Source organism: Pseudoduganella ginsengisoli, assembly GCF_009720865.1.
Taxonomy (GTDB): Bacteria; Pseudomonadota; Gammaproteobacteria; order Burkholderiales; family Burkholderiaceae_D; genus Rugamonas; species Rugamonas ginsengisoli.
This window is the reverse complement of sequence record NZ_WNLA01000016.1, coordinates 67,280-90,185: the sequence shown is the minus strand read 5'-3', so window position 1 is coordinate 90,185 and position 22,906 is coordinate 67,280. Positions and strand designations below refer to the sequence as shown.

The 22,906-nt window shown below is 60.9% G+C and carries 22 protein-coding genes; 7 read left to right on the top strand and 15 right to left on the bottom strand.

Going from position 1 to position 22,906, the window contains the following annotated elements:
* Nucleotides 1–22: 22 nt before the first annotated feature.
* On the top strand, nucleotides 23–2,191 hold the full coding sequence (locus GM668_RS21040; protein ID WP_155440918.1) for a putative bifunctional diguanylate cyclase/phosphodiesterase: 2,169 nt from the start codon (nucleotides 23–25) through the stop codon (nucleotides 2,189–2,191).
* Nucleotides 2,192–2,203: 12 nt separating this feature from the next.
* On the opposite strand, the gene GM668_RS21035 is transcribed toward GM668_RS21040, so the two are convergent.
* From GM668_RS21035 to GM668_RS21015, 5 genes are all read right to left on the bottom strand, one after another.
* A complete protein-coding gene (locus tag GM668_RS21035; protein WP_170305742.1) occupies nucleotides 2,204–2,800 on the bottom strand; it encodes an NAD(P)H-dependent oxidoreductase in 597 nt (198 codons plus the stop codon).
* Between the two features lie 8 nt (nucleotides 2,801–2,808).
* Nucleotides 2,809–3,258, bottom strand: coding sequence for an Hsp20/alpha crystallin family protein (locus GM668_RS21030; RefSeq protein WP_155440916.1), 450 nt, complete (start codon nucleotides 3,256–3,258; stop codon nucleotides 2,809–2,811).
* 77 nt (nucleotides 3,259–3,335) lie between these two features.
* Nucleotides 3,336–3,740 carry a carboxypeptidase regulatory-like domain-containing protein gene (locus tag GM668_RS21025; RefSeq protein WP_155440915.1) on the bottom strand — a complete coding sequence of 135 codons (405 nt, stop codon included), beginning with the start codon at nucleotides 3,738–3,740 and terminating at the stop codon, nucleotides 3,336–3,338.
* Nucleotides 3,737–4,789, bottom strand: coding sequence for a zinc-dependent alcohol dehydrogenase family protein (locus GM668_RS21020; RefSeq protein WP_155440914.1), 1,053 nt, complete (start codon nucleotides 4,787–4,789; stop codon nucleotides 3,737–3,739). The genes GM668_RS21025 and GM668_RS21020 overlap by 4 nt, the downstream gene beginning before the upstream one ends.
* 117 nt (nucleotides 4,790–4,906) lie before the next feature.
* Nucleotides 4,907–7,570, bottom strand: coding sequence for a bifunctional acetate--CoA ligase family protein/GNAT family N-acetyltransferase (locus tag GM668_RS21015; protein WP_155440913.1), 2,664 nt, complete (start codon nucleotides 7,568–7,570; stop codon nucleotides 4,907–4,909).
* 151 nt (nucleotides 7,571–7,721) lie between these two features.
* Here GM668_RS21015 and GM668_RS21010 point away from each other — a divergent pair, with 151 nt between their 5' ends.
* Nucleotides 7,722–8,279 carry a DUF1003 domain-containing protein gene (locus GM668_RS21010; RefSeq protein WP_155440912.1) on the top strand — a complete coding sequence of 186 codons (558 nt, stop codon included), beginning with the start codon at nucleotides 7,722–7,724 and terminating at the stop codon, nucleotides 8,277–8,279.
* A gap of 138 nt (nucleotides 8,280–8,417) precedes the next feature.
* Here the strand turns inward: GM668_RS21010 and GM668_RS21005 are convergent, their stop codons facing one another.
* On the bottom strand, nucleotides 8,418–9,182 hold the full coding sequence (locus GM668_RS21005) for an alpha/beta fold hydrolase (RefSeq protein WP_155440911.1): 765 nt from the start codon (nucleotides 9,180–9,182) through the stop codon (nucleotides 8,418–8,420).
* Nucleotides 9,183–9,300: 118 nt separating this feature from the next.
* The gene (guaD, locus tag GM668_RS21000; protein ID WP_155440910.1) at nucleotides 9,301–10,620 is read right to left on the bottom strand and encodes a guanine deaminase; all 1,320 of its coding nucleotides are present in this window, start codon (nucleotides 10,618–10,620) and stop codon (nucleotides 9,301–9,303) included.
* Nucleotides 10,621–10,806: 186 nt separating this feature from the next.
* Here guaD and purF point away from each other — a divergent pair, with 186 nt between their 5' ends.
* On the top strand, nucleotides 10,807–12,195 hold the full coding sequence (purF, locus tag GM668_RS20995; protein WP_155440909.1) for an amidophosphoribosyltransferase: 1,389 nt from the start codon (nucleotides 10,807–10,809) through the stop codon (nucleotides 12,193–12,195).
* A gap of 50 nt (nucleotides 12,196–12,245) precedes the next feature.
* Here purF and uraH read toward each other — a convergent pair whose 3' ends face one another.
* The gene (uraH, locus tag GM668_RS20990) at nucleotides 12,246–12,599 is read right to left on the bottom strand and encodes a hydroxyisourate hydrolase (protein ID WP_155440908.1); all 354 of its coding nucleotides are present in this window, start codon (nucleotides 12,597–12,599) and stop codon (nucleotides 12,246–12,248) included.
* 201 nt (nucleotides 12,600–12,800) lie between these two features.
* On the opposite strand from uraH, the gene GM668_RS20985 reads away from it, so the two are divergent.
* Nucleotides 12,801–13,631 (top strand): outer envelope protein, encoded by an 831-nt coding sequence (locus GM668_RS20985; RefSeq protein WP_371868744.1) that lies wholly within the window; start codon nucleotides 12,801–12,803, stop codon nucleotides 13,629–13,631.
* Nucleotides 13,632–13,694: 63 nt separating this feature from the next.
* Here GM668_RS20985 and GM668_RS20980 read toward each other — a convergent pair whose 3' ends face one another.
* Nucleotides 13,695–14,450, bottom strand: a complete 756-nt coding sequence (locus GM668_RS20980; RefSeq protein ID WP_170305741.1) for a substrate-binding periplasmic protein — start codon at nucleotides 14,448–14,450, stop codon at nucleotides 13,695–13,697.
* A gap of 116 nt (nucleotides 14,451–14,566) precedes the next feature.
* On the opposite strand from GM668_RS20980, the gene GM668_RS20975 reads away from it, so the two are divergent.
* Genes GM668_RS20975 through GM668_RS20965 form a run of 3 tightly spaced genes read left to right on the top strand, consistent with a single transcriptional unit; the run spans nucleotide 14,567 to nucleotide 16,442 of the window.
* Nucleotides 14,567–15,172, top strand: a complete 606-nt coding sequence (locus GM668_RS20975) for a YdeI/OmpD-associated family protein (RefSeq protein WP_155440906.1) — start codon at nucleotides 14,567–14,569, stop codon at nucleotides 15,170–15,172.
* Complete coding sequence (locus GM668_RS20970; protein ID WP_155440905.1) at nucleotides 15,124–15,927, top strand: alpha/beta hydrolase; 804 nt, start codon at nucleotides 15,124–15,126, stop codon at nucleotides 15,925–15,927. The genes GM668_RS20975 and GM668_RS20970 overlap by 49 nt, the downstream gene beginning before the upstream one ends.
* Before the next feature lie 53 nt (nucleotides 15,928–15,980).
* Nucleotides 15,981–16,442 carry a YaiI/YqxD family protein gene (locus GM668_RS20965; protein ID WP_155440904.1) on the top strand — a complete coding sequence of 154 codons (462 nt, stop codon included), beginning with the start codon at nucleotides 15,981–15,983 and terminating at the stop codon, nucleotides 16,440–16,442.
* A 20-nt stretch (nucleotides 16,443–16,462) separates the two neighbouring features.
* Here GM668_RS20965 and GM668_RS20960 read toward each other — a convergent pair whose 3' ends face one another.
* The 6 genes from GM668_RS20960 to GM668_RS20935 form a co-directional block, all read right to left on the bottom strand.
* Nucleotides 16,463–16,717, bottom strand: coding sequence for a hypothetical protein (locus GM668_RS20960; protein WP_229499626.1), 255 nt, complete (start codon nucleotides 16,715–16,717; stop codon nucleotides 16,463–16,465).
* Between the two features lie 20 nt (nucleotides 16,718–16,737).
* The gene (locus GM668_RS20955; RefSeq protein WP_155440903.1) at nucleotides 16,738–17,190 is read right to left on the bottom strand and encodes a hypothetical protein; all 453 of its coding nucleotides are present in this window, start codon (nucleotides 17,188–17,190) and stop codon (nucleotides 16,738–16,740) included.
* A 57-nt stretch (nucleotides 17,191–17,247) separates the two neighbouring features.
* Nucleotides 17,248–18,681 carry a GGDEF domain-containing protein gene (locus GM668_RS20950; protein ID WP_155440902.1) on the bottom strand — a complete coding sequence of 478 codons (1,434 nt, stop codon included), beginning with the start codon at nucleotides 18,679–18,681 and terminating at the stop codon, nucleotides 17,248–17,250.
* Between the two features lie 120 nt (nucleotides 18,682–18,801).
* Nucleotides 18,802–19,557 carry a substrate-binding periplasmic protein gene (locus tag GM668_RS20945; protein WP_155440901.1) on the bottom strand — a complete coding sequence of 252 codons (756 nt, stop codon included), beginning with the start codon at nucleotides 19,555–19,557 and terminating at the stop codon, nucleotides 18,802–18,804.
* 108 nt (nucleotides 19,558–19,665) lie between these two features.
* Entirely contained in the window at nucleotides 19,666–21,291 is a 1,626-nt protein-coding gene (locus GM668_RS20940; RefSeq protein WP_155440900.1) for an HAL/PAL/TAL family ammonia-lyase, read from the bottom strand.
* Between the two features lie 65 nt (nucleotides 21,292–21,356).
* Nucleotides 21,357–22,628, bottom strand: a complete 1,272-nt coding sequence (locus GM668_RS20935) for a urate hydroxylase PuuD (protein WP_155440899.1) — start codon at nucleotides 22,626–22,628, stop codon at nucleotides 21,357–21,359.
* Between the last annotated feature and the right edge of the window lie 278 nt (nucleotides 22,629–22,906).

Sequence of the window (22,906 nt, the reverse complement as noted above, 5' to 3'; positions counted from 1 at the left end):
CCAACCGCCAGTGTCATGAAGCATGTCTACCCTCGCCTCGCTGGATCAGATGGCCGGCAGCATGACCCCATCCGATGCCGACATCGCACAGCGGCTATCGTATTTCGATATCAGCCCTGGCGACCTGGCGCCATTGCGCGAACTGCGGCAAGCATTGCGGCCCCACATGGGCCAGGTTATCGAAGCGTTTTACAGCCACCTGCGCCGCGTGCCGCAGTTAAACAGCAAGTTACAGGATGCGGCGGTCGCCGCGCGCCTGCACCGGGCGCATCTGGCCTATTTCGATGAATTGATGGCGGGGCAGATCGATGCCGCCTATGTCCACAACCGCCTGCGTATCGGCCTGGTCCACCAGCAAATCGGGCTGGAACCCGTGTGGTATATCGGCGCCTACCGGGCCTACCTCGACGAACTGGCGCCGCTGATCCAGCGTTTGCTGGAAGACCGGCCGCAGCAATTCATTCCCACCATGTCCGCACTGGCGAAGATCACCAGTTTCGACATGGCGCTGGCGCTGGACACGTATATTGAATCCGGCCGCCGGCAGTTGCTGGAGCTAAAGGAATATTCGGAACAAATCATCAGCAGTCTGCCATGCGGCATCATCGTCGCCGGCAGCGCCGGACAAGTGCGCACCGTGAACCAGGCCATGGTGGACATTTCCGGCTATGCGGAAGAGGATTTGTTGCTGCACCGGCGCGACGACCTGGTCGCGCCGACGGGAAAAAACCCGGCGTCAGCCAGCGGCACCGCGCACGAATTCCTGTTCCGCCGCCGCGATGGCGAAAACGTCTGGGTCAAGGCCAGCGTGGCTCCGATGCAGCTGGCTGATGGAGACATCGGCACCGTCACTGTCATTGAAGACATTGCCCAGCGCAAGCGCTTCGAAGAAGACTTGGTGCGGATGGCTAATTACGATGCGCTGACCGGCCTGGCCAACCGCAGCCTGTTGCTGATCAGGCTGCAGCATACGCTGGCCGGCGCACGCCGCCAGCAGCGCGCCGCAGCCATCCTGTTCCTTGACCTGGACCGCTTCAAGACCATCAATGACAGCCTGGGTCACGATGCCGGCGACCGCGTATTGATCGAAGTGGGCCGGCGCCTGCAGCGCGTGGTGCGTGAAACCGATACGGTGGCGCGGCTGGGCGGCGACGAATTCGTCGTGTTCATCTCGGATTTGCATGATGAGACACCGGCCGCCACCCTGTCGCGCCACATCCTCGACACGCTGTCGCGCCCCATGCTGATTCACGGCCACGAGGTGGCGCTGTCGTGCAGCATCGGCGTCAGCGTATTCCCCCAGGATGGCAGCGACGCCAAAGAATTGCTGAAAAATGCCGATGCCGCCATGTATCAGGCCAAGGCGCTGGGGCGCTGCAATTACCAGTACTATTCGCCGGAAATGAATGCCCGTACGCTGGACCGGCTGACGCTGGAAAACGCGCTGCGCCATGCCATTGAACGGCACGAACTGGTGATGCTGTACCAGCCCCAATACGATCTGCGCACGGGCGCCATGGCCGGTGTGGAAGCCTTGCTGCGCTGGCGTCCCCATGGCCGCGACATGATCGGGCCGGATGTGTTCATTCCCATCGCGGAAGAAACCGGCTTGATCGTGCCCATCGGCGAATGGGTCTTGCGCACCGCCTGCGCGCAGCAAGTAGCGTGGCGGCAGGCCGGACTGCCTGCCTTGCGCATGGCGGTCAACCTGTCGGCCCGCCAGTTCCGCATGTCCGGCCTGACTGCCATGGTGGCGCAGGCGCTGCACGATACCGGCTGCGAGGCGGGCGACGTGGAACTGGAAATCACGGAAAGCGTGTTAATGGAGCGTGCCGACACTGCCGAAGAAACCCTGCAGCATCTCAGCGGCATGGGGGTACGCCTGGCCATCGATGATTTCGGCACCGGCTATTCCAGCCTCGCTTACCTGAAGCGGTTCCCCATCGACGTGCTGAAAATTGACCGTTCCTTTATCTGCGGCATTCCCGGCGATGCGAATGACGCGGCGATAGCCACCGCCGTGGCGGCGCTGGCGCACAGCATGCAATTGTCCGTCGTGGCGGAAGGAGTGGAAACGGACGAGCAGCGCAATTTCCTGATGTCGCTGCGGTGCGAATATGCGCAGGGCTATTTGTATAGCAAACCCGTTCCGGCCGGCGCCATTGCCGCACTGCTGGGAACCATGCAGTAACGGCGGCCAGCGTTATTGCCCGGATGCCCCCAGCGCGCGCATGCGCGCCAGCCAGCGCTGTGCGCGGCCGGCATCGAGATTACCCACCATGCCGATCAGCGTACGGCGCACGGGAGCAATGCCGACAAAGCCGAGGATGTTGCGTTCCAGCGAGCGCACTGCATGGGCCATGAAATACCAGCGGTAAACCTCGGCGGGCATGCCCATGGTCACCACCACGCGCGCACTGCGCCCCGCCAGCGCCTTGTGGGCAAAAGGATTGCCGCCCTCTCCCTTGAATGCAAAGCCGGGACGCGCCACCTGTTCCAGCAGCGCTTTGACCAAGGCCGGCATATCGCCCAGCCACAGCGGGAATACCAGGACCACGTGGCTCGCGTCCGCAATGGCTTGCTGCAGCGGGACCAGGGCTGCGGGCGTTGCCCCATGCTCCCAATCGTGCTGGCTGCGCAGCAGCGGAAAATCCAGCCGCGCAGCGTCAAACCGGGTAACGGCATGTCCCGCCTCCAGCGCACCGGCCTGGTAAGCATCAGCCAGCGCATGGCAAAAATGGCGTGCGCCCGGGTCCGGGTGGCCTTCAATGATGACGATGCGCTGCGTGTGGCTGTTCACAAGGCGCCTCAGCTGACCGTCACTTTGCGGCTGCCGCCGGGAGCCTTCTTCGGCAATTTCAGTTCCAATATGCCGGCTTCATAGCGGGCCTCGGCCTTGGCGTCATCAACGTCCTGGGCCAACGCGAAACTGCGGTACTGCTGCCCAACGAAGCGTTCACGGCGGATCACCGTGCCGTCTTTCTTGTCTTCCGTCTCGCGCTGCATTTGCGCACTGATGGTGACACGATTGCCCGCCACGTCGATTTTGATGTCTTCTTTTTTCACACCGGGAATTTCCGCCTTCACGGTGTACGCCTGCTCGTTTTCGCTGACGTCCAGCTTGATCGGTTGTCCTGCCTCGGCATCCCAGCGCATCGGCATCGTGCGCACGTCACGGAATAGCTCATCCAGACCGCGAAATGGATCGAAGCGTGCCAGATCGCTAAACGGGTCGATATTCATCAGTTGATTAGACATTTTTTCCTCCTGTACGCCGGTCTGGTCATGGGAAGGGAGTCCGCGCCCGGCACGCGGCCACCCGCTTAGTTACTCGATTAGTCGCTCCAATAGAAATACGCCTGCAGTGCACCGCGCTGCGGCAGCACCACGTGCCTTGCCTGCTGCTGCCCTCCGGACTGCGCTTTGACTTCATACCGGCCCGGGGGCAAACTGGCATAAAACAGCGGTCCCGTGTTATCGGCCTTGAGTACGACTGGGTTGCCGGGCGCCTGGATGGCGCGGATTTCCACGTTGACATCGGCACGGTATTCACCGCTGCCCTTGCTGGCAAACGTCATGCGCAAGTTGAATTCACTGCGCGCCGACTCCAGTACAGCGCGCTCCTCGACACCGATGCCTCCGCTGGCATAGACCACACCGGCAGCGCCGGCGTGCATGGAGGCAGCCAGCAGGCCGGCGCCGGCTGCCGCCAGCATGCCCGCCATAGTCAGGATAGTCATGCCGGCGCTCCCTGCGGCGTAATGATGACTTTCAGTGCGCCCGTCCGGGCGGCGTCGCCGAACGTGGCATAGGCATCGCCGATTTCTTCCAGCGTATAGCGGTGGGTAATCAAAGTGGAGGGGTCGATGCGCTTCGATTGCACGGCCTTCAGCAATTGCGGGATCACGGCTGTATCGACCAGCCGCGTGGTGATCGTGATGTTGTGCGACCACAGCCGCGCGAGATCCAGTTCGGCCTTGCCGCCATGGACACCGACGTTGGCCACGGTCCCGCCAGCGGCAATGATGGCCGTGCACAGCTCAAACGTGGCGGCAATGCCGACTGCTTCAATGGCGGTATCGACGCCGCGCCCGCCAGTCAGTTCCAGCACCGCCATTTCCGCCGCACGCCCCACCGCCCGCACCGTGTGCGTGGCGCCGAACCGGCGGCTGACCGCCAGCCGGTGTTCATCGACGTCCACCATGATGATGTCAGCCGGGGCAAAGAATTGCGCTGTCATCAGCGCCGCCAGGCCAATCGGTCCTGCGCCGACGATGGCGACCGTACCGCCCGGCTGGATCTTGCCATTCAAGACGCCGCATTCGAAACCCGTCGGCAAAATATCGCTCAGCATGACCAGCGCTTCTTCGTGCGCCCCATCCGGTATGTGATGCAGGCTGGTGTCGGCGTGCGGAATTCTTACATATTCCGCCTGCGTGCCATCGATGCGGTGCCCCAGGAGCCAGCCGCCGCTGGCGCAATGCGAGTACATGCCTTTGCGGCAGTTTTCACAAGTGCCGCACGACGTGATGCAGGAAATTAACACGTGGTCGCCGGCGCGGAAATTGCGGACCGCGTCGCCCACCTGTTCAACAATGCCGACGCCTTCATGGCCCAGTGTCGTGCCTGGCAGGCAGTCCGCCACGTCGCCCTTCAATATGTGCAAATCGGTGCCGCAAATTGTCGTGTGCGTGATGCGGATGATGGCGTCGGAAGGCGCCGCCAGTTGCGGCATTGGTTTGTCTTTCAATATGGGACGTCCTGGACCTTCATAGACTAGTGCTTGCATGGTGGCCTCCCTGATGGCTGGTATGTCATCCAAGGTAGTCCCACCGTGCCGCCAAGTCAGTAGCACAATTTGACCGGCGTCAAATCATTGATGAATTTATCGGCACCTCGCAGCCTGTTAGCGGGCTTGCAGTTGCAACCGCAACTGCACCGCGCCATCCTGCACAGGACTGGCTTTAAATCCCAGCGCGCGCGCCAGCGCCAGCAAGCGTTCATTGTCAGGCAGCGTCATGCCCGTCAGCACTTGCAGGCCGCTGGCGCGCGCGTAGTCGATCAGGCGCTCCATCAGCAACCGGCCCAGGCCCTGCCCTTTCAGGTCGGAACGCACGATGACGGCAAACTCGCCTTCCATATGGTCGGGGTCCGCCACCACGCGCGCCACGCCCAGGGTTTGGGCCACGCCGCCGCGTTCCGCCACGGCCACCAGCGCCATCTCGCGGGCGTAATCGATTTGTGTAAAGCGCGCCAACTGCGACGGCGACAGCGATGCGACCGACGTGAACATCCTGTAATGCACGTCTTCCGCCGTGAGCGCGCGGAAAAACGCCAGGTGCGCCGCGCCGTCTTCGGGGCGGATCGGCCGTATCTCAATGGTTTCGCCCTGCCACTGGTGGCGCCGCGCCAGGTACCGTGGATAGGGCGTGATCGCCAGCTTGCCGCCGCGTGCCGCGTCCAGGCGGATGCGGGCATCGAGCGCCAGCACGCCGTCCGCATCGGCCAACAGCGGGTTGATATCCATCTCGGCGATTTCTGGAATATCGGCTGCCAATTGCCCCACCCGCACCAGCGCATCGCACAGCGCATCGAGGTCTGCAGGCGGCCATTGGCGTACCTGCCCCAGCAGCTTGGCCACCTGCGTGCGGCTGACCAGGTCACCCGCCAGCACGCGGTTCAAAGGCGGCAACGCCACGGCACGGTCGCCAATGGCTTCCACTGCAATGCCGCCATGGCCAAACAGCACCACCGGCCCGAACACCGGATCGGTGGCAATGCCGGCAAACAGTTCGCGCGCGGCCGGGCGCTGCACCATGGCTTGCACGGTATAGCCGTCAAGACGCGCGTGCGGCAATTGCCGCGCCAGCCGGCTGGCGATGGCGTCCAGCGCAACCCGCAGCGCCTGCGGCCCCGCCACATCCAGCACCACGCCGCCCACGTCGGACTTGTGCGTCACGTCCGGTGAGCGCAGTTTGACGGCGACCGGATAACCAATTGCCTGCGCCGCCGCCAGCGCTTCATCCACATTGTGGGCAATGCGGGTTTCCACCGCGGGGATGCCATACGCCGCCAGGATCGCCTTGGCTTCCGCTTCCGGCACGACTTCCGTGCCTTCGGCCAGCAGCCGCCGCACCAGCGCGCGCGCCGTGGCGGCATCGACTTCGGAGCCATGCATGGCCGGCGGCGCTTCCATCAACAGGCGCTGGTTGCGCGCATAGCCCACTTGCTGCAGGAAGGCGTCCACTGCGGTTTCCGGCGTGTCGAAGACCGGCAGGCCCGCCCCGCCACAGACGCCACGCGCCGCGGCAACCGACACGCCGCCCATCCAGCAAAACAGGACCGGCTTGCCGGCGCTGCGCGCCATCGGCGCCACCAGGCGGGCAATTTCCACACTCGGCACAATGGCCGTCGGCGCATGCAGCATCAAGACCGCATCCGTATCATCGCTATCGAGCATGGCTTGCAGCGCGTGAGCATAGCGCTCGGCAGGCGCATCGCCGATGATATCGACCGGATTGGCGTGCGACCACGTGGCAGGCAGGCCCGCGCTGAGGCGCGCCAGCAAGTCCGGTCCCGGCACGGCCAGCTTGCCGCCTCCTGCCGCCAGCGCATCGGCAGCCAGAACGCCCAGCCCGCCGCCATTGGTAATGATGCCCAGCCGCTCGCCGCGCAGCGGCCGTGTGCGCGCCAGCGTTTCCGCCGCCTCGAACAGCGCTTCGGCTGTATGCACGCGCAGCATGCCGGCGCGGCGGATGGCCGCGTCGCATACCAGGTCCGCGCCTGCCAGTGCGCCGGTGTGGGTGGCCGCGGCCCGCGCCCCCTCCGGCGCACTGCCTGCCTTTAACACCACAACCGGCTTGCAGCGCGCGGCAGCCCGCGCGGCTGTCATGAATTTTGCTGCGTCGCCCACGCCTTCCAGGTACAGCATGACCGCTTGCGTTTCCGGATCGCCGGCCAGGTAATCAAGCATGTCGCCGACATCGACGTCGGTGCAGTCACCCAGCGACACAAAGGAAGAAAAACCGATGCCGCGCGCGCCGGCCCAGTCCAGCATGGCCGTCACCATGGCGCCCGACTGCGACACAAACGCGATGCGCCCCGGCAGCGCCTGGGCAGGCGCAAAGCTGGCGTTCAGGCGTGCACGGGGCGACAGCAAGCCAACGCAGTTCGGTCCCAGGATGCGCAGCACATGCGGCTTTGCCGCGTCCAGCATGGCCTGGCGCAACGTCGTGCCGCCCTGCTTTGCCGGCGCATCCAGCCCAGCCGTCATGACGATCACTGCGCGCGTTCCCAGCGCGCCCAGTTGCGCCACCAGCGCCGGCACCGTGGCGGGCGGCGTGCAAATCACGGCCAGTTCCGGCGCCTGCGGCAACCGGTCGAGGTTCCGGTAGCACGGCACGCCCGCGACTTCGTCGTGATGGGGATTGACCGGATACAGTTCGCCTTCATAACCGCCCTGCAGCACATTGCGCATCACAGTGGCGCCCACGCTGGCGGCGCGGTCCGTTGCGCCGATCACGGCGACCGACTTCGGTGAAAAGAAATAGTGAAGATTGCGGATGGTCATACATGCTCCAAGGATACCGTTCATCAACACAGTAACCGCGCACTACGCCAAATGCATCCGCACAACTTGATCACGATCAAATTAATAATAAATTTGGCTTTCGTTATATCGCTGGCGCTATGATGGCAGGCATATCTGCCAGGGGAAACCAATGAAAAACCATGAAGACTTGTCCAGGGAATTGCTGGGCGTTCCATACGAGTCCCTCGATGAATTAAGCCAGCATGTGCTGCGCCGTACCGCCGGCCGGCGCCATATTGCCCGCAATACGGTACGCGCGCAGGAAGAACAATTGAGCCTGGGTGAGCGTGCTGCCGACGCGGTGGCGCGCTTTGGCGGTTCATGGGCGTTTATCGCCGTGTTCAGTACCGTGATGGTGGGCTGGACTGCCGTCAATTCCTTCCTGCTGACACGCATCGGACAGCAGCCATTCGACCCTTTTCCGTACATCCTGTTGAACCTGATGCTGTCCATGCTGGCGGCCGTGCAGGCGCCGGTGCTGCTGATGTCGCAAAACCGGCAAGGCCAAAAAGACCGCGACAATGCGGAACACGACTACGAAGTGAATCTGAAGGCGGAACTGGAAATCATGCTGCTGCATCAAAAGATCGATGTACTGCGTGAAAAGCAGTGGGCAGAACTGGTGTCCATGCAGCACGACCAGCTGGAATTGCTGCGCAGGCTGGCGCAGCAAGGGCCGGCTGCCTGACCATCCGGCGGCGACGGTGGATGGTGGGCGCCGCTTCCCGCACGGCATGCTTGCTGACGGCTGCTAACCGGTGCGAGGCAAGGCGGTAACGCTATACCCATACTAAAGTTGCAAATCCGCCTGGTGCCTGGCACCGCGTCAGACGCGCTGCCGCGCGCTCTCCAGCAATGCGGCAATCGCATCAACGACGGCCTTCGGTTCCGACATTTGCGGGAAGTGGCCACTGCCCTGTGCCTTGATGCGCCGTCCCAGCGGCGACAATGCCGCCAGGCCCTGCTGGCTGCGTTCGCGCGCCGCCAGCGCGGCAGGGGAAGCCGCCCAGCCAGGCGGTGTTTTCGCGCCGGACAACACGGTGAGGGGGATAACGGGGAACGGGGGGGCGGCGTGGATTTGCCCGACGGATTGCGTTTCGTTGGCCACTTCGCCATTGGCGTCCTGCTTCACGAATACATTCAGCAATCCATTCAACATGCGGGTGACCGGGCCGGCGTGCGCTTTCATTGCCCCCACATCTTCCGGCGCTGCCGCTTCAATAAACAGCACGCCGGCGGCATCTTGCGGATGCAGGCGCGCAAACAAGTTCGCATACAAGCCGCCGAATGAATGCGCCACCAGCAGGTACGGCCCGGGTACGCCAGCCTGGTTCAACAGTGCGCGCAGCTGGCGCACACCCAGTTCCGCAGTTTGCGGCGCCACCGGCTTGCCGCTGGCGCCAACGCCGGGACGGTCATACATGAAAACCTGCGCCAGTTGCGCGACGTCGGGGAATAAGCGGAACCACCCTTCCATCGGGCCGCCTGCGCCATTGATCAAGACAATGGCAGGACCACCGTGCCCCGCCACACCATACGCCAGTTGCTGCCCGTCGATGACCGCGTGCTGCCTTGCCGGTAAATGCTTCATGCACCGCCCCTGAAAAAAAATCGGAGCTTAGCATTTTTACCATTTCAGCGCGTTGGCGGCATCTGGCTTTCGGACAGCTAGCAAACCCTGCCGTTTCAGCTGGCGGGTGGTATAACGGTTACTCGCCGCGCTGGTGTACCTGCTTGCCGGCTGCATAGGTGGCGGCAACGGTACGGTCGTCGCCCAGCAGCGCCAGTGCAAACAGCAATTCTTCCAGGCTGTTGGTACGCGTGGTGCGGCGCTCCAGCAGCGGCGTGGCTTTCGGGTCCAGCACGACGAAGTCGGCTTCCGCGCCGGCCGCGAAGTTGCCGATCGTGCCTTCCAGCTGCAGCGAGCGGGCGCCACCCAGCGTGGCCAGGTAGAACATGCGCAGCGCCGGCATGTATGTGCCGCCCATGCGCGCCACTTTGTACGTTTCATTCATCGTTTGCAGCATCGAGAACGACGTGCCGCCGCCCACGTCCGTTGCCAGCGACAGCGTAACCTTGTGCTTGTCCGCTTCCGCGAAGTTGAACAGGCCGCTGCCTAGGAACAGGTTCGACGTGGCGCACATCGACACGGCGGCGCCGGTGGCGGCCATGCGGGCACGGTCTTCGTCGTCCAGCCACACGCAGTGCGCGTACATCGAGCGTGGGCGCAGCATGCCGTAGTGGTCATACACGTCCAGGTAGGAGCGGGCGTTCGGGTACAGCGATTTCACCCATGCCACTTCATCCGTGTTTTCCGCCACGTGGGTTTGCAGGAACACGTCGGAATATTTCTGCGCCAGTTCGCCGCACAGCTGCATTTGCGCCTCGGTGGACGTTGGCGCGAAACGCGGCGTCAGCGCGTACAGGTTACGGCCCTTGTTGTGCCAGCGGTTGATCAATTCTTCGCTTTCACGGGCGCCCGATTCCGCCGTGTCTTGCAGGAAGTCAGGGCAGTGGCGGTCCATCATGACTTTACCGGCGATCATGCGCAGGTTGCGCTCTTCGCTGGCTGAAAAGAACGCATCGACGGATTCCGGATGCACGGTGCAGAACACCATTGCGGTCGTGGTGCCGCAACGGGTCAGTTCATCCAGGAAGAAATCAGCCACGCCGCGTGCGTGTTCCGGATCCTTGAACTGGCGCTCGGTCGGGAACGTGTACGTGTCCAGCCAGGGCAGCAAGCCAGGCGCCGGCGACGCGATCATGTCGGTCTGCGGATAGTGGATGTGCGTATCGATAAAGCCCGGCATGATGACCTTGCCTCGGTAATCGCGCACTTGCGTACCGTCCGGCAGCGTGTCTTTCAGTTTGTCATAGTCTCCGGCCACCTTGATGCGGTCGCCGTCGACGACCAGCAGGCCGTCTTCGAACCAGCTGTACGCATTGTCATTGAACGCAGGATCCGCAGTGAAGTGCAGAATGCTGGCGCGGAAAGCCTTGATGGTCGTCTCTTGTTGTTGAATGGTCATGATTATTTGTGTTAGGTGGGTCGGTCGGCATGGCCAGGCGAGCCTGTCACCACATGCCATAAGAAGTTATCACCTATGATTCATCCGCTCATATGAGCACAACTATGCCCATTATCTAATTCCAGCCCTACCCTGTCCGCCACGGCGCACTGTACCTTCTCATTGTAATAATCCAGGAGTCCGGCCATGTGTGGCATTGTCGGCGTGCTTGCGCACGCCCCTGCTAATCAAATTCTCTACGATGCACTGCTCTTGCTGCAGCACCGCGGCCAGCAGGCGGCAGGCATCTCCACAGACAATGACAGCGTTTTCGCCATGCACAAGGCGAACGGTCTTGTCACCGATGTATTCCGAACCCGCCACATGCGCACCCTGCGCGGATGCGCCGGCATCGGCCATTGCAGTTGCGCCGCGTACGGCCCGTCATGCGATGAAGAAGCGCAGCCGTTCTACGTCAATGCACCCTATGGCATTACCCTGGCCCACAACGGCCAGGTGGCCAATGGCGATGCATTGCGCCGCGAATTATCGGTGACAGGACGGCGCCATATCAATACCCCTTCCGACGCGGAAGTACTGCTCAATGTGCTGGCCCATGAAGTGCATGCGGCCAGCCAGGGCGAATCGCTGTCGCCCGCCATGCTGTTCACCGCCGTGGCGTGCCTGCAGCGCCGCGTGCAAGGTTCATATGCGGCCGTGGCGCAGGTGGCCGGACACGGCATCCTCGCGTTCCGCGACCCGCAAGGCATCCGCCCGCTGTGCCTTGGCGTGCGCACGGCGATTGACGGCAATGAATACATGTTTGCCAGCGAATCCGTGGCGCTGGAAGGCATGGGCTTTAGCTACGTGCGCGACGTGGCCCCGGGCGAAGCGGTTTATGTGACGCTGGCAGGCGAACTGCATGCGCGCCAATTGTCCGTGCAACAGGGCGCGCGACCGTCCGCATTTGAATTTGTCAGCCTGGCGCGGCCCGATTCCGTTATCGATGGCGCGTCCGTCTATGCGGCGCGCTTAAAGCTGGGGGAACTGCTGGCGGAACAGGTGCGCGCGCAGCTTGACGTCGGCGCCATCGATGTCGTGATGCCGTTCGACGACATCTCCCGCCCCGCCGCGATCCAGCTGGCATTGAAACTGAAGCTGGACTACCGCGAAGGCTTTATCCAGAACCGCTATCCGGGCCGCACGTTTGACTTGCCGCAGTCAGACATCGTGCGCAAGCCTGTGTCGCAGCGCGTCAATGCCATCGGCACGGAATTCCACGGCAAGCGCATCTTGCTGGTGGAAGATGCGATAGTCGATGCCGCCAGCACGCGTGAAATCGTGCAATTGGCGCGGCAGGCCGGCGCCGCGTTCGTGGCGCTGGCTTCAACGGCGCCGCCCGTGCTGCATCCGAAAGTGTATGGTGTGGACTGGCCTGCACGCAGGAAGCCCGCCAGCATGGGCGCGACGCACGACGAGATGCGCGCCAACGTGACGGCCGACGCGCTGGTGTTCCAGGATTTGAAGGCGCTGAAGGCGGCCATTGCGGGCGCCAATCCGGCCTTGCGCGAGCTGGAAATTTCCTGCTTCGCTTAAAAAATACGGGGCGCATGCAGCGCCCCGTTTTCATTCAATCTGCAAGCAGATCAGCTGCCGCGGTAGGTCGAGTACGCCCATGGCGATACGACGATTGGTACGTGGTAGTTGGCGTTCGGGTCGGCGATACCGAAGGCAATCACCACTTCATCGATGAAGCGCGGCGATGGCAGGTTCACGCCCTGGCCTGCGAAGTAGTCGCCGGCGCCGAACACCAGTTCGTATTTGCCTGCTTTGACTTCATCGCCTTGCAGCAGCGGCACGTCGCAACGGCCGTCGGCGTTGGTGGTGTCGGTTTTGACCAACACTTTTTCCACGCCGTTCACGCGGTACAGCTTAACTTGCACGCCTGCGCCAGGCTTGCCCTGCGTGATGTCCAAAACGTGGGTACTCAGCTTGCCCATATAGTGTCTCGCTTTCTTTTCGGTTGAATGTAAAGGTGCCGTTTGGAGGCCGGTGTGAAAATCATATACGGCAGAGCACTGTCAGATATACGTGCGAAGCCATAACAACCATGAGACAGACGGACATAATCGGGCTTCCAAGACGCAGTGAGTCACATCAAGTGACCAGCTAATACCTAGATCAATCAAGGGAGACGTAAGATGCACAAGGCTTTACGAGTAGCAGCCACCGGCACTATCGCAGCGATGGCTTTCGCAACGGGTATGCAACAGGCAAACGCCGCCGACTGGTCCGATACTTCGATCGGCTACCGCTACGGCACCAAGTTCGCCGAGCCGTTCAACCCGAAAGACATTGAAAAGAACATCGTCAATGTGACCCACGCCAGCGGCAACAAGTACGGCACCGACTTCTTCAACGTAGACTTCCTGGAGTCCGATGGCGTTGACGCCCAGGCGCAGGAAGCCTATGTCCTGTACCGCCACACGTTCGACATTGGCGCCATCAGCGGCGCCCCGATGAAATTCGGCCCGGTACGCGGCGTTGGCGTGACCGCCGGCTTCGACTGGAACACCAAGAACGACCCAGGCTACGCTTCGAAAAAGCACATGCTGGTTGCCGGCCCTACGCTGATGCTGGATGTGCCAGGCTTCCTGAACGTGAGCCTGCTTGCTCTGTGGGAAAGCAACAAGCCAGTCGGCGTAAAGAGCCGCTACTCGTACGACACGCACGCAATGCTGAGCGCATCGTGGGGCATCCCGCTGGGCCATGGCTTCTCGTTCGAAGGCTTTGCCAACTACATCGCATCCAAAGGCAAGGATGAATTCGGCGGCGGCACCAAGCCGGAAACCAATATCGACGCCCAAGTCATGTATGACCTGAGCCCATCGCTGAGCATGAAACCTGGCAGCCTGAAAGCCGGTTTCGAATACCAATACTGGCGCAACAAGTTCGGCAACAACGCCAAGGGCTTCGCAGGCAACGGCGCCTTCGCGAAAACCCCGATGGTACGCGTCGAGTACCACTTCTAAGCCTCCATCCAGGCTTTCTGAATCAAGTGTGTGAACTTTGGGCCCGGGCAACCGGGCCTTTTTTTATTGGGCTGGGCGCTTCAGTTCTTCCATATACTCCTGGTACTTGCCGCTCGCCTTCAGGCGCAGCAATCCTTGATTGAACAGCTTCACGTAGCGGGCGCTGCTTTTCAGTTTGCGCGGCATGATCAGGTGGTATTGCGTGCTCGCGTAAGGCATGGCGTGCACGGTCACCTGCGCCACTTCGTCCGGCGTGAAGCGGCTGCGTAAGATCATCCAGCCGCTGTCGGCATTGGCAGGAAAAATATCGAAGCGGCCAGCCAGCAATTTGCGGAAGCTGAGTTCATCATTGGGAGCCCGGTCGATATGGATGCCGGGCAAGCGTTCAAACTGGTATTCGTAACCGGCCGTGCCGCCGACCGACACTTTGGACAAGTCAGCAAAGCTGTTCCAGTCAAACGGCTTCCGCTTCAAATGGAAGAATACAGACTGGCCTTCAAATACCGTGTCGCTGTAAAGAAAATCACTGGCGCGCGCCGTGCCGGGCAAGCCTTTGCTCCAGACAATCGAACCGTCCGCCTGGCCGGCAGCCGCTTCAGCATAGGCGCGGTTCCATGGGCGGAACACGTAGCGGACCGTCACGCCTTCCAGCGCAAACGCTTCCTTGACAATGCGGGAAACCGGGCCGTAGTGCGGCGCATGCTCCGACATATACGGCAGCCACTCGCCATTGCTCAGCGTGATGACTTCTTCTGCCGGCGCGGCGCCGGCAGCGCACAGCGATGCAAAAAATATAAGAGTGTGGCGGCGAGACAGCATTGCATCTTTATAGCAGGATTTGCGGGCATTATAAGTTACAGCCTTGTAACCGCTCTGGACGTCAGGAAAACGCTTCAGTATATTTCTGCAAATACACTCCTCATTGGAAAGCCGCCATGCCGACATTGGATCCCCGCGTTGACGCATACATCGCTGCTTCGGCAGAATTTGCGCAGCCCATCCTGGAACATATTCGCGCAGTGGTGCATGACACGTGCCCTGACGTGGAAGAAACCATGAAATGGAGCTTTCCCCATTTCCAGTACAAGGGCATGTTGTGCAGCATGGCGTCATTCAAGGCGCATTGCGCATTCGGGTTCTGGAAGGGTGAATTGCTGATTGCTGCGGAAGACGACAAGGGCAAGGAAGCCATGGGCCAGTTTGGCCGCATCACGTCCGTCAAGGATTTGCCACCCAAGCGTACGCTGGCGTCGTACATCAAGAAAGCCATGCAGCTCAACGATGAAGGCGTGAAAGCCCCGGCCCGCGCCAAGGCCGCCGCGCCGCGGGCATTGACGGTGCCCGATTACTTCATTGCGCAGCTGGAACAAACGCCAGCCGCACTGGAACACTTTACGGCCTTCAGCACCAGCAAAAAGCGCGATTACGTGGAATGGCTGGAAGAAGCCAAGACTGAGGCCACGCGCCAGCGCCGCATGGAACAGGCGCTGGCATGGATCGCCGAGGGCAAGTCGCGCAACTGGAAATACGAAAAGTGCTGACACTGGGGTTGCGTGCCGCATTGCTGTTGGCAGTGGCCTATGCGGGGCTGTGCCTGCTGCTGTACTTCACACAGCGCTCTTATATTTATTTTCCGCCGCCCACCACCGCGACGGATCTGGCCACGGCATTGATGCTCGACGCCGATGGCGTTGATATCCACGTCTCCGTCCATGCCCGGCAGGCGGACGACGCCGTGCTGTACTTTGGCGGCAATGCGGAAGATGTCGACGCCAGCCTGCCGGAACTGGCGGCAGCCTTTCCCGGCCGCGCCTTATATCTGATGCATTACCGCGGTTATGGCGCCAGCGGCGGCAAACCGTCTGAACGTGCGCTGGTGGCCGATGCGCAAATGCTGTTCGATCATATGCGCAGCAACCACCGCCGCATTACCGTCGTCGGCCGCAGCCTGGGCAGCGGCATTGCGATTCAAATCGCGGCCAAGCATCCGGTGGAACGGCTGGTGCTGGTTACGCCATACAGCAGCGTGCTGGAAATCGCAGCCCGTCAATTTCCGTATGTGCCGGTGAACTGGCTGTTAAGCGATAAATACGAATCGTGGCGGCATGCGGTCAAGGTCAATGCACCCACCACGCTGATCGCGGCGGAACATGATGAAGTGATTCCCCGCGCCAGTACAGACCAGCTGCTGGCGCATTTCAAGCCGGGCCTGGCGGCATTGAAAGTCGTCAGAGGCACGGGCCACAATACCATCGGCATCGATGGCCAATACGTGGCCATGCTGCGCGAAAATTGACGCCACCCGCTTGCTGTATCATCACATCCCTGACCAACTGCACTGAGAATCCCATGCACATCTGGGTTGATGCGGACGCCTGCCCCGCCGTAATCAAAGACATCCTGTTCCGCGTCGCTGAACGCGTACAGCTCCACGTCACGCTGGTCGCCAACCAATTGATCCGCGTGCCGGGCTCGCGCTTTATTCGCGCACTCCAGGTTCCGGCTGGCGCGGATGCGGCTGACGCTGAAATCGTTGAGCGGGTCTGCGCAGGCGATATCGTGGTGACGGCCGACATTCCATTGGCCGCGCTGGTGTTGGAAAAAGGCGGCCTGCCGCTCAATCCGCGCGGCGAGTGGTACACCAAAGACACCATTGCCCAGCAATTGACCATGCGCAGCTTCATGGAAGAATTGCGCGGCGCGGGAGTCGATACCGGCGGTCCTGCCGCGTTCAGCCAGGGCGACCGGCAGAATTTTGCCAATGCGCTGGACCGGGAGCTGGCGCGAAGGAAGCGGCAGTCCGGCAGTTGAAGGCTGTTCGCCCTGCTTCATCAGGCAGCGCTGCCGGCGTCAATATCCAGCCGCTTCAAGCGCTGCCCATACACGCCCCAAACACACTCTTCCCCATCCACGGTGCCGCACAGCGCCCACCCCGTGCGGATCTTGCGCACGGACACCGGCACTTCCAGTTCGCGCGACAGTTTCTCGGCCCAGCCTGTTGCTGCGCCCTGCCCTTTGAATAATTCGTGGCCATCCACGATTACCGTTGCATCGAAAACCGATGCGGAAAAAATCGAATTCATCATGCGTGTTACCTCCTGATACTTCAATGCGGTATTGCCGGCCATCCCACCACCGTGCGCGACGCCGTGACTTTATGTGTATTCACCTTGCTCAAGTCCAGCGCATTCAAACGCTCTATTTCAGCGCGCATCTGCGCTTCGGACGCCACGTCATATTGCAACGACTTGAAAGTCCATTCCGTGGATTCGGGCCCTTGCCCTGCCGGGTACGTGGGGAACAATCCCGTCGGCGGCTGATTCGGCGCCGGCCGGGTTCCCCAGTGGTCGGTCCGGGAGATGCCGAACTTCGGCCCAGGCCCGGGCTGGTTGACAGTCTTGTTGAAATTTTGCGCAGCCACCCGGTCAGTGATCACCAATTCGACATGCAATTGCATCGGATAGCCTAAATCCTCACCCGACTTCGCCAAATGATCGAATGGTCCAGCGTAAGCAACGGACGACAGCAGCAGGGCCGCAGCTGCTAACAAATGACGCATGAAATACTTTCAAAATTAACAAGCGGCCATCATATGGCTTGTCATCCGTAATTGCAATCACGCCGCATGCATCACCGTCTGCGGCACGGACGTCGCATAGCGGTTGCGTCCTGCCTCCTTGGCCTGGTACAGCGCATGATCCGCCGCTTCCACCAATTGCGCCCCCGGCGCCGCGTCGTCGCGGCTGTCCGGCGCGGAACCGCTCCACGCAGGGACCACACTCCCGACGCCGATGCTGACCGTCACATTCGGCCCCGCCAGCGACGCCCCGTGCGGCAAGCCAAGCGCCAGCACGGCATCGCACATGCGCTGCGCAAGCCGTTCCGCATCCGCCGCCGTGGTTTGCGGCAGCAGCACAACGAATTCTTCGCCGCCATAGCGCGCCACCAAGTCGCCGGCACGCCGCGTGGCGCCAGCCAGTGCCTGGGCCACGGCGCGCAAGCACGCGTCGCCCGCCGGATGCCCGCGCGTATCGTTGTAGCGCTTGAAGCAATCGACGTCGATCATCAGCAATGCCAGCGGCGAATTGGCCCGCATGGCGCGGCGCCACTCGCGTTCCAGTTCCTGGTCAAACGCGCGCCGGTTGGCAATCTCCGTCAAGGCGTCGGTTGACGTCAGCCGCCGCAGCACTTCCATCATGTCCAGCAAGTGCGCATACATCAAGCCGCTTTCCAGCAGCAGCACCAGCAATACAAAGCTGGCCGCCAGCAAGCCAAACACGCGGCCCGCATAAAAGCCCAGGTCAAAGCGCCCGCCATTGAGCATCGCCGACAGCGCAATATCCACCAGCCACGCACACATGACCACCATCAGCCACATATCCAGCACTGCCTTGACGCCGCAGCGCCACAGCACAATCAGCGCCGCCACGCTCAACAGCCAGACCGTGGCAATCACCTTGATCATGGCAGGCGAATAACGGTTCCCCACCATGATGTCCGGCAGCAGATGCTGGCCCAGCGTGACCAACACCACCAGCCCCGCCACCAGCAATGGAACGGTGGACAGTACCAGTGTCAGCAGCCAGCCCCGCGCCAGTGGCGCCTGTTCCGATTCGCGGCGCTTGAGCAGCGCATAGGCAATCACAAACAGGGGAAAACCGCCATGCCAGAACATATACAGCCAGGCCGTCGTCTGCGGCCCCGCCCCCAGCAATCCTGTGGCGCTGAACACCCCCGGATAAGTCAGCATATGGACAATGGCAATCAAGCCGCAAAACAGGTAGCCCGCCGCCAGTACAAACAGCGAGCGCATGCGGAAGGAATGGAATTGCCCGAACAGCAGCGTGGCTGTGATCAAGTCACTGATAATCAGCGCGGATTCGTACACCGGAATAAAGGCCCAAATCCGTTCCAGCTGGACTTTGGCGAAAGGCGTCAGTGCGGCAAACACGGCCACCGATAGACCGACGACCGCCCATGCCAGCCGCTGGGCCCGTGGGCTCGCAGGTAGCGTCGATAAAAATGCCTGCTCGCGCTGCGGCGTGCCCATGCCCTCTCCCCGATTATATTTACCTCGTTACTATCATAAGGATACTATCGAGGAAGATACGCAGACATAGGGAAACACTTACAGCGTGCCGGCAGGGCAACATCACAGCAGCCCGCAAGACTATTTCAACTTGTATTTACCCCACAGTTTTTTCAAGACACCTGCATTGTCCATATCGGACAGCATTTTATTGATTTCGCCAACGTCGGGGCTGATGCCTTTGCGTAGCAGTATCGTATACAAATTCACGGCATCGAATTTCTTTGATATAAGGATTTTCTTTTCCACGCCGGGATGATTGAAGAGATAAATCTGTAAATACTCCTTGACGACGACAGAAATGTCCGCGCGGCCGGAGACTGCCGCTTCGATCAGCCCATCCTGGGACGTCGTCATATGGGCGTTGAAATGCTTCCTCAAGAACTCCGGGTCTGGGTTGAAATTCGCGAAGCCATAGTGATAGCCCAGTATGCCCCAAATAGATTTCCCTTTAAAATCATCGAAGTAGTGCTGGTCTTTGGATTTATCGGCGCGCGTGATGTAAATCGCGCCACCCTGTATGATCACATCCGACGCATCCACGTCCCTGCCTTGCCAGCCCCACTCCGCCGACTCAAAAAATATCAAGTCATATTTCTTTTCATCGAAATGGATAAAGCGGCGCTTGGAAGACGTTTCAACAAATTCAAATACATACTTTTTTTGAAATGCATTCATTGCAGCGATCAAGTCCAGTGTCAGGCTCGTGCTGCCGGCGGTCTTATCGACAAATGGTGGGAAATCATAGCCACCGACTTTCACAACTTGCTGGGCATGGGCTGGAATAAGGCATAGCCACGCCATCACCAGTCCAATCAATGCGCGATGCATGTTCATGTTGTTGCCCCCCCAAGTCGCTCCGCTTTAATTCTAGCCACAGTTATCCGGTGCGAAAAGAAAAAACCCCGGTCGCCCGGGGTTTTTGTCATATACAAACCAACTCGATTATACGAATTCGCCGATTTTCGCGATGACAGCCTTGCGCACGGAACCGGTGGTAATGAACGAGTGCGCCACTTGCACGTCGTTGTGGAACCAGCGGTCGCCATCCAGGCACGCAGGAATTTGCTTGCGGATTTCTTCGTAAGCGGCTTGCGTGCCCTCGCCCAGCACGAAGCCTGGCAGCAAGTGTTCCGTCATGGTCAAGCCCTGGGCTGCCAGCAGCATTTCCACGCCCACGATGTATTGCGTGTTTTGCACGATGGTGTGGGCTTTGCGGGCGCACCACGTCGAGTTGGAAATGTGGTCTTCCGAGTTGGCTTTCGACGGGATCGAATCCACCGAGCCCGGCATCGACAGCGTGCGGTTTTCCATCACCAGCGACGACATCGAGCACTGGATCACTGGATAACCAGTGTTCACGCCGCGCAGGCCGGACATCAGGTTGCGCGGCAAGCCCCACGACAAGGTTGGGTCGATCAGGCGCGCGATACGGCGCTCGACGATCGAACCCAGATCGGTAATCGCCATTGCCAGCAAGTCCATCGCTTGCGCCAAATATTGGCCGTGGAAGTTACCGCCCGAAATGATCTCGAAGCCGCCGCCATCCTTGCCGAAGATCAGCGGGTTGTCGGTGGCCGAGTTGATTTCGTTTTTCACGATGTTGTCGATGTAGTCCAGCGCATCGAACACGGGGCCATACACTTGCGGCGTGCAGCGCAGCGAGTACACGTCCTGGATACGCGGTGTGTATTCGATATCGGTGCGGCGCAGTTCGTCCGGGAACTGGATGGCGCGCGCTTCGTGCGTGGTGCGGGTCGAACCTTTGAGCAGCTTGCGCACGGTGGCGGCAGTCTTGATCTGGCCTGGATGCGGACGGGCTTGCTGGATACGCGGGTCGAAACCAGCCATCTCGGCACGCATGGCTTCCAGGGTCAGGCCCAGTGACACGCACGCGTCAGACAGCAGGTTGCGCGCATCTTCAGCAGCCATCACGGCCACAGCCAGCGATGCTGTGCAACCATTGATCAGTGCGGAAGCGTCTTTGGCTTTCAGGTCGAACTTGACCGGGCCTACTTCAGCCTTGGTGATGGCTTCGGCCGCCGACATCTTCTGGCCCTTGTACATCACTTCCGCTTCATCGAAGCCGGCAATGGCTGCGCCCAGGTAAGCCAGCGGCGCCAGGTCGCCCGATGCGCCCACGGAACCCTTTTGCGGCATGATCGGGTGGATGCCGGCATTGATGAAGGCCAGCAGGCGGTCCACCACTTCCACGCGCGGCGCGGAATAGTTGGACGCAAACGCGTTGGCGCGCAGCAGCATGGTGGCGCGCGATACTTCTTCCGAGAAGGGCTCGCCAATACCGCCGGAGTGGGCCTTGATCAGCTGCGTCTGGAACAGTTCAATGTGTTCGACCTTGATGCGGGTGTCTTTCAACAGGCCCACGCCAGTGTTGAAGCTGTACATCATCGGCGCTTCATCGTGCATCCACGTCGATTCAATGTAGTCGCGGCTTTCCTTCAATGCTGCGCGCGACGATGCGGCCAGTTCCACCTTCGCGTTGCCGCGTGCCACCGCGAGCACTTGCTCAGCGGTCAGGGTGAAGCCGTCAATAATCACTTTTTCAGTCATGTTATTTCCTTGGTGTCAGAGGAACAACGCCCCGCTAAAGCGAGGCGCTGACTTGCTTAACGAGATCAGTTCGCGCCTGCTTCGAACCAGGTACCGATCAGCGTACGTTCCGCATCGGTCATCTGGGTCATGTTCGCCAGTGGCATGTCCTTGTTCTGGACTGCGCGCTGGAACACTTTCGCAGCTTGCTGCTTGGTCTGTTCAGGGGTGTCCAGCACCACGCCGCCAGGCGCCGAAGCGAAACCAGGCTGGGTCGGGTTCGCCGAGTGGCAAGCCACGCAGCGCTGGGTCACGACAGCCTGTACCGAAGCCAGGTCGGCGGCGCCGGCAGCACCTGCTGCGGGAGCAGCGCCTTCGTGGCCGTGTTCATCCGCCGTGGCGGCGGCAGCTACCGGAGCAGCAGCCGGCTTGCGCGGTGCAGGAGCGATGGCAACTGCCACTGCCACCAGCAGCGCTGCGCCTGCAGCCGGGAAGCCGATCGACACTTTACCGGCGTGACGCAGGTTGAAGAAGTGACGGATCAGGACGCCGGCAGCCATGATGGCAGCCAGTACCAGCCACGAGTAAGCGTGGGTGTAGGTCATCGCATAGTGGTTGCTGATCATGATCAACAGCACTGGCAACGTGAAGTAGTTGTTGTGCACGGAACGCACTTTGGCGCGCTTGCCGTAGATTGGATCAGGCGACTGGCCTTTTTCCATCGCTTGCACCAGTTTGCGCTGGCCAGGAATAATCACGAACAACACGTTACCCACCATCATGGTACCGATCATGGCGCCAACGTGGATGTAAGCAGCGCGGCCCGACAGTGTGTGGGTCAGCACATAAGCCATACCGACGATCAGCACGTACAGCACGGTGCCCAGCACGGCAGGGTTTTCCGACAGCTTGGTTTTGCACAGCGTGTCGTAGACCAGCCAGCCGCCCAGCAGGGTGCCGATGCCAACGCCAACGGCTTGCAGCGAAGTCAGTTCTGCAACGTTCTTGTCGATCATCATCGCCGAAGCGTTGAAGTAGTACACGATGAACAGCATCGCGAAACCGGTCAGCCAGGTCGCATACGCTTCCCATTTAAACCAGTGCAAGTCTTCCGGCAGTTCGCCAGGGGCAACCAGGTATTTCTGCGGGTTATAGAAGCCGCCACCGTGCACGGCCCACAATTCGCCGCTCACGCCTTTTTTCGCCAGCTCGCTGCCTGGCTTAGGTGGCCGGATCGAGTTGTCCAGCCAGACGAAGTAAAACGAAGCGCCGATCCACGCGATGCCGGTAATCAAATGCAGCCAGCGTACCAGCAGGTTCAGCCACTCCACCCCATACGATCCGAATAAAGCTTCCATGAGTTATTCCATTCTTAGTCTTGTTCATCTGCCTCTTTTGGGCCTTCAGATGAATGAGGCTTAACGCCTCCGATACAGTCGTGCTACTGCCGCCCCTACGACCGTGATGGCCACTGCTCATGTGCAGCAGCCATCGACTTGCACCCGGGCTCGGAAGGTGTCTCCTCTCTTTCCGGGATGGTGCAACGATATCGGTTCCTGCCCGCGTGAGTCCTGCACTGATCCATATAACTTGCATACGTTTGCCGTTATAGGTCTTCCTCGCAGGAATGTGCGAA

What these genes read in the sequence shown, in the direction of transcription:
- GM668_RS21040 (WP_155440918.1), top strand. Translation starts at nt 23, where the DNA reads ATGTCTACCCTCGCCTCGCTGGATCAGATGGCCGGCAGCATGACCCCA.
- GM668_RS21030 (WP_155440916.1), bottom strand. Translation starts at nt 3,258, where the DNA reads ATGTCTAATCAACTGATGAATATCGACCCGTTTAGCGATCTGGCACGC.
- GM668_RS20965 (WP_155440904.1), top strand. Translation starts at nt 15,981, where the DNA reads ATGCACATCTGGGTTGATGCGGACGCCTGCCCCGCCGTAATCAAAGAC.
- GM668_RS20975 (WP_155440906.1), top strand. Translation starts at nt 14,567, where the DNA reads ATGCCGACATTGGATCCCCGCGTTGACGCATACATCGCTGCTTCGGCA.
- GM668_RS21015 (WP_155440913.1), bottom strand. Translation starts at nt 7,570, where the DNA reads ATGACCATCCGCAATCTTCACTATTTCTTTTCACCGAAGTCGGTCGCC.
- GM668_RS21010 (WP_155440912.1), top strand. Translation starts at nt 7,722, where the DNA reads ATGAAAAACCATGAAGACTTGTCCAGGGAATTGCTGGGCGTTCCATAC.
- guaD (WP_155440910.1), bottom strand. Translation starts at nt 10,620, where the DNA reads ATGACCATTCAACAACAAGAGACGACCATCAAGGCTTTCCGCGCCAGC.
- GM668_RS20940 (WP_155440900.1), bottom strand. Translation starts at nt 21,291, where the DNA reads ATGACTGAAAAAGTGATTATTGACGGCTTCACCCTGACCGCTGAGCAA.
- GM668_RS20985 (WP_371868744.1), top strand. Translation starts at nt 12,801, where the DNA reads ATGCACAAGGCTTTACGAGTAGCAGCCACCGGCACTATCGCAGCGATG.
- GM668_RS20955 (WP_155440903.1), bottom strand. Translation starts at nt 17,190, where the DNA reads ATGCGTCATTTGTTAGCAGCTGCGGCCCTGCTGCTGTCGTCCGTTGCT.
- purF (WP_155440909.1), top strand. Translation starts at nt 10,807, where the DNA reads ATGTGTGGCATTGTCGGCGTGCTTGCGCACGCCCCTGCTAATCAAATT.
- uraH (WP_155440908.1), bottom strand. Translation starts at nt 12,599, where the DNA reads ATGGGCAAGCTGAGTACCCACGTTTTGGACATCACGCAGGGCAAGCCT.
- GM668_RS20980 (WP_170305741.1), bottom strand. Translation starts at nt 14,450, where the DNA reads ATGCTGTCTCGCCGCCACACTCTTATATTTTTTGCATCGCTGTGCGCT.
- GM668_RS21005 (WP_155440911.1), bottom strand. Translation starts at nt 9,182, where the DNA reads ATGAAGCATTTACCGGCAAGGCAGCACGCGGTCATCGACGGGCAGCAA.
- GM668_RS20935 (WP_155440899.1), bottom strand. Translation starts at nt 22,628, where the DNA reads ATGGAAGCTTTATTCGGATCGTATGGGGTGGAGTGGCTGAACCTGCTG.
- GM668_RS21025 (WP_155440915.1), bottom strand. Translation starts at nt 3,740, where the DNA reads ATGACTATCCTGACTATGGCGGGCATGCTGGCGGCAGCCGGCGCCGGC.
- GM668_RS20960 (WP_229499626.1), bottom strand. Translation starts at nt 16,717, where the DNA reads ATGATGAATTCGATTTTTTCCGCATCGGTTTTCGATGCAACGGTAATC.
- GM668_RS20970 (WP_155440905.1), top strand. Translation starts at nt 15,124, where the DNA reads ATGGATCGCCGAGGGCAAGTCGCGCAACTGGAAATACGAAAAGTGCTG.
- GM668_RS20950 (WP_155440902.1), bottom strand. Translation starts at nt 18,681, where the DNA reads ATGGGCACGCCGCAGCGCGAGCAGGCATTTTTATCGACGCTACCTGCG.
- GM668_RS21020 (WP_155440914.1), bottom strand. Translation starts at nt 4,789, where the DNA reads ATGCAAGCACTAGTCTATGAAGGTCCAGGACGTCCCATATTGAAAGAC.
- GM668_RS20945 (WP_155440901.1), bottom strand. Translation starts at nt 19,557, where the DNA reads ATGAACATGCATCGCGCATTGATTGGACTGGTGATGGCGTGGCTATGC.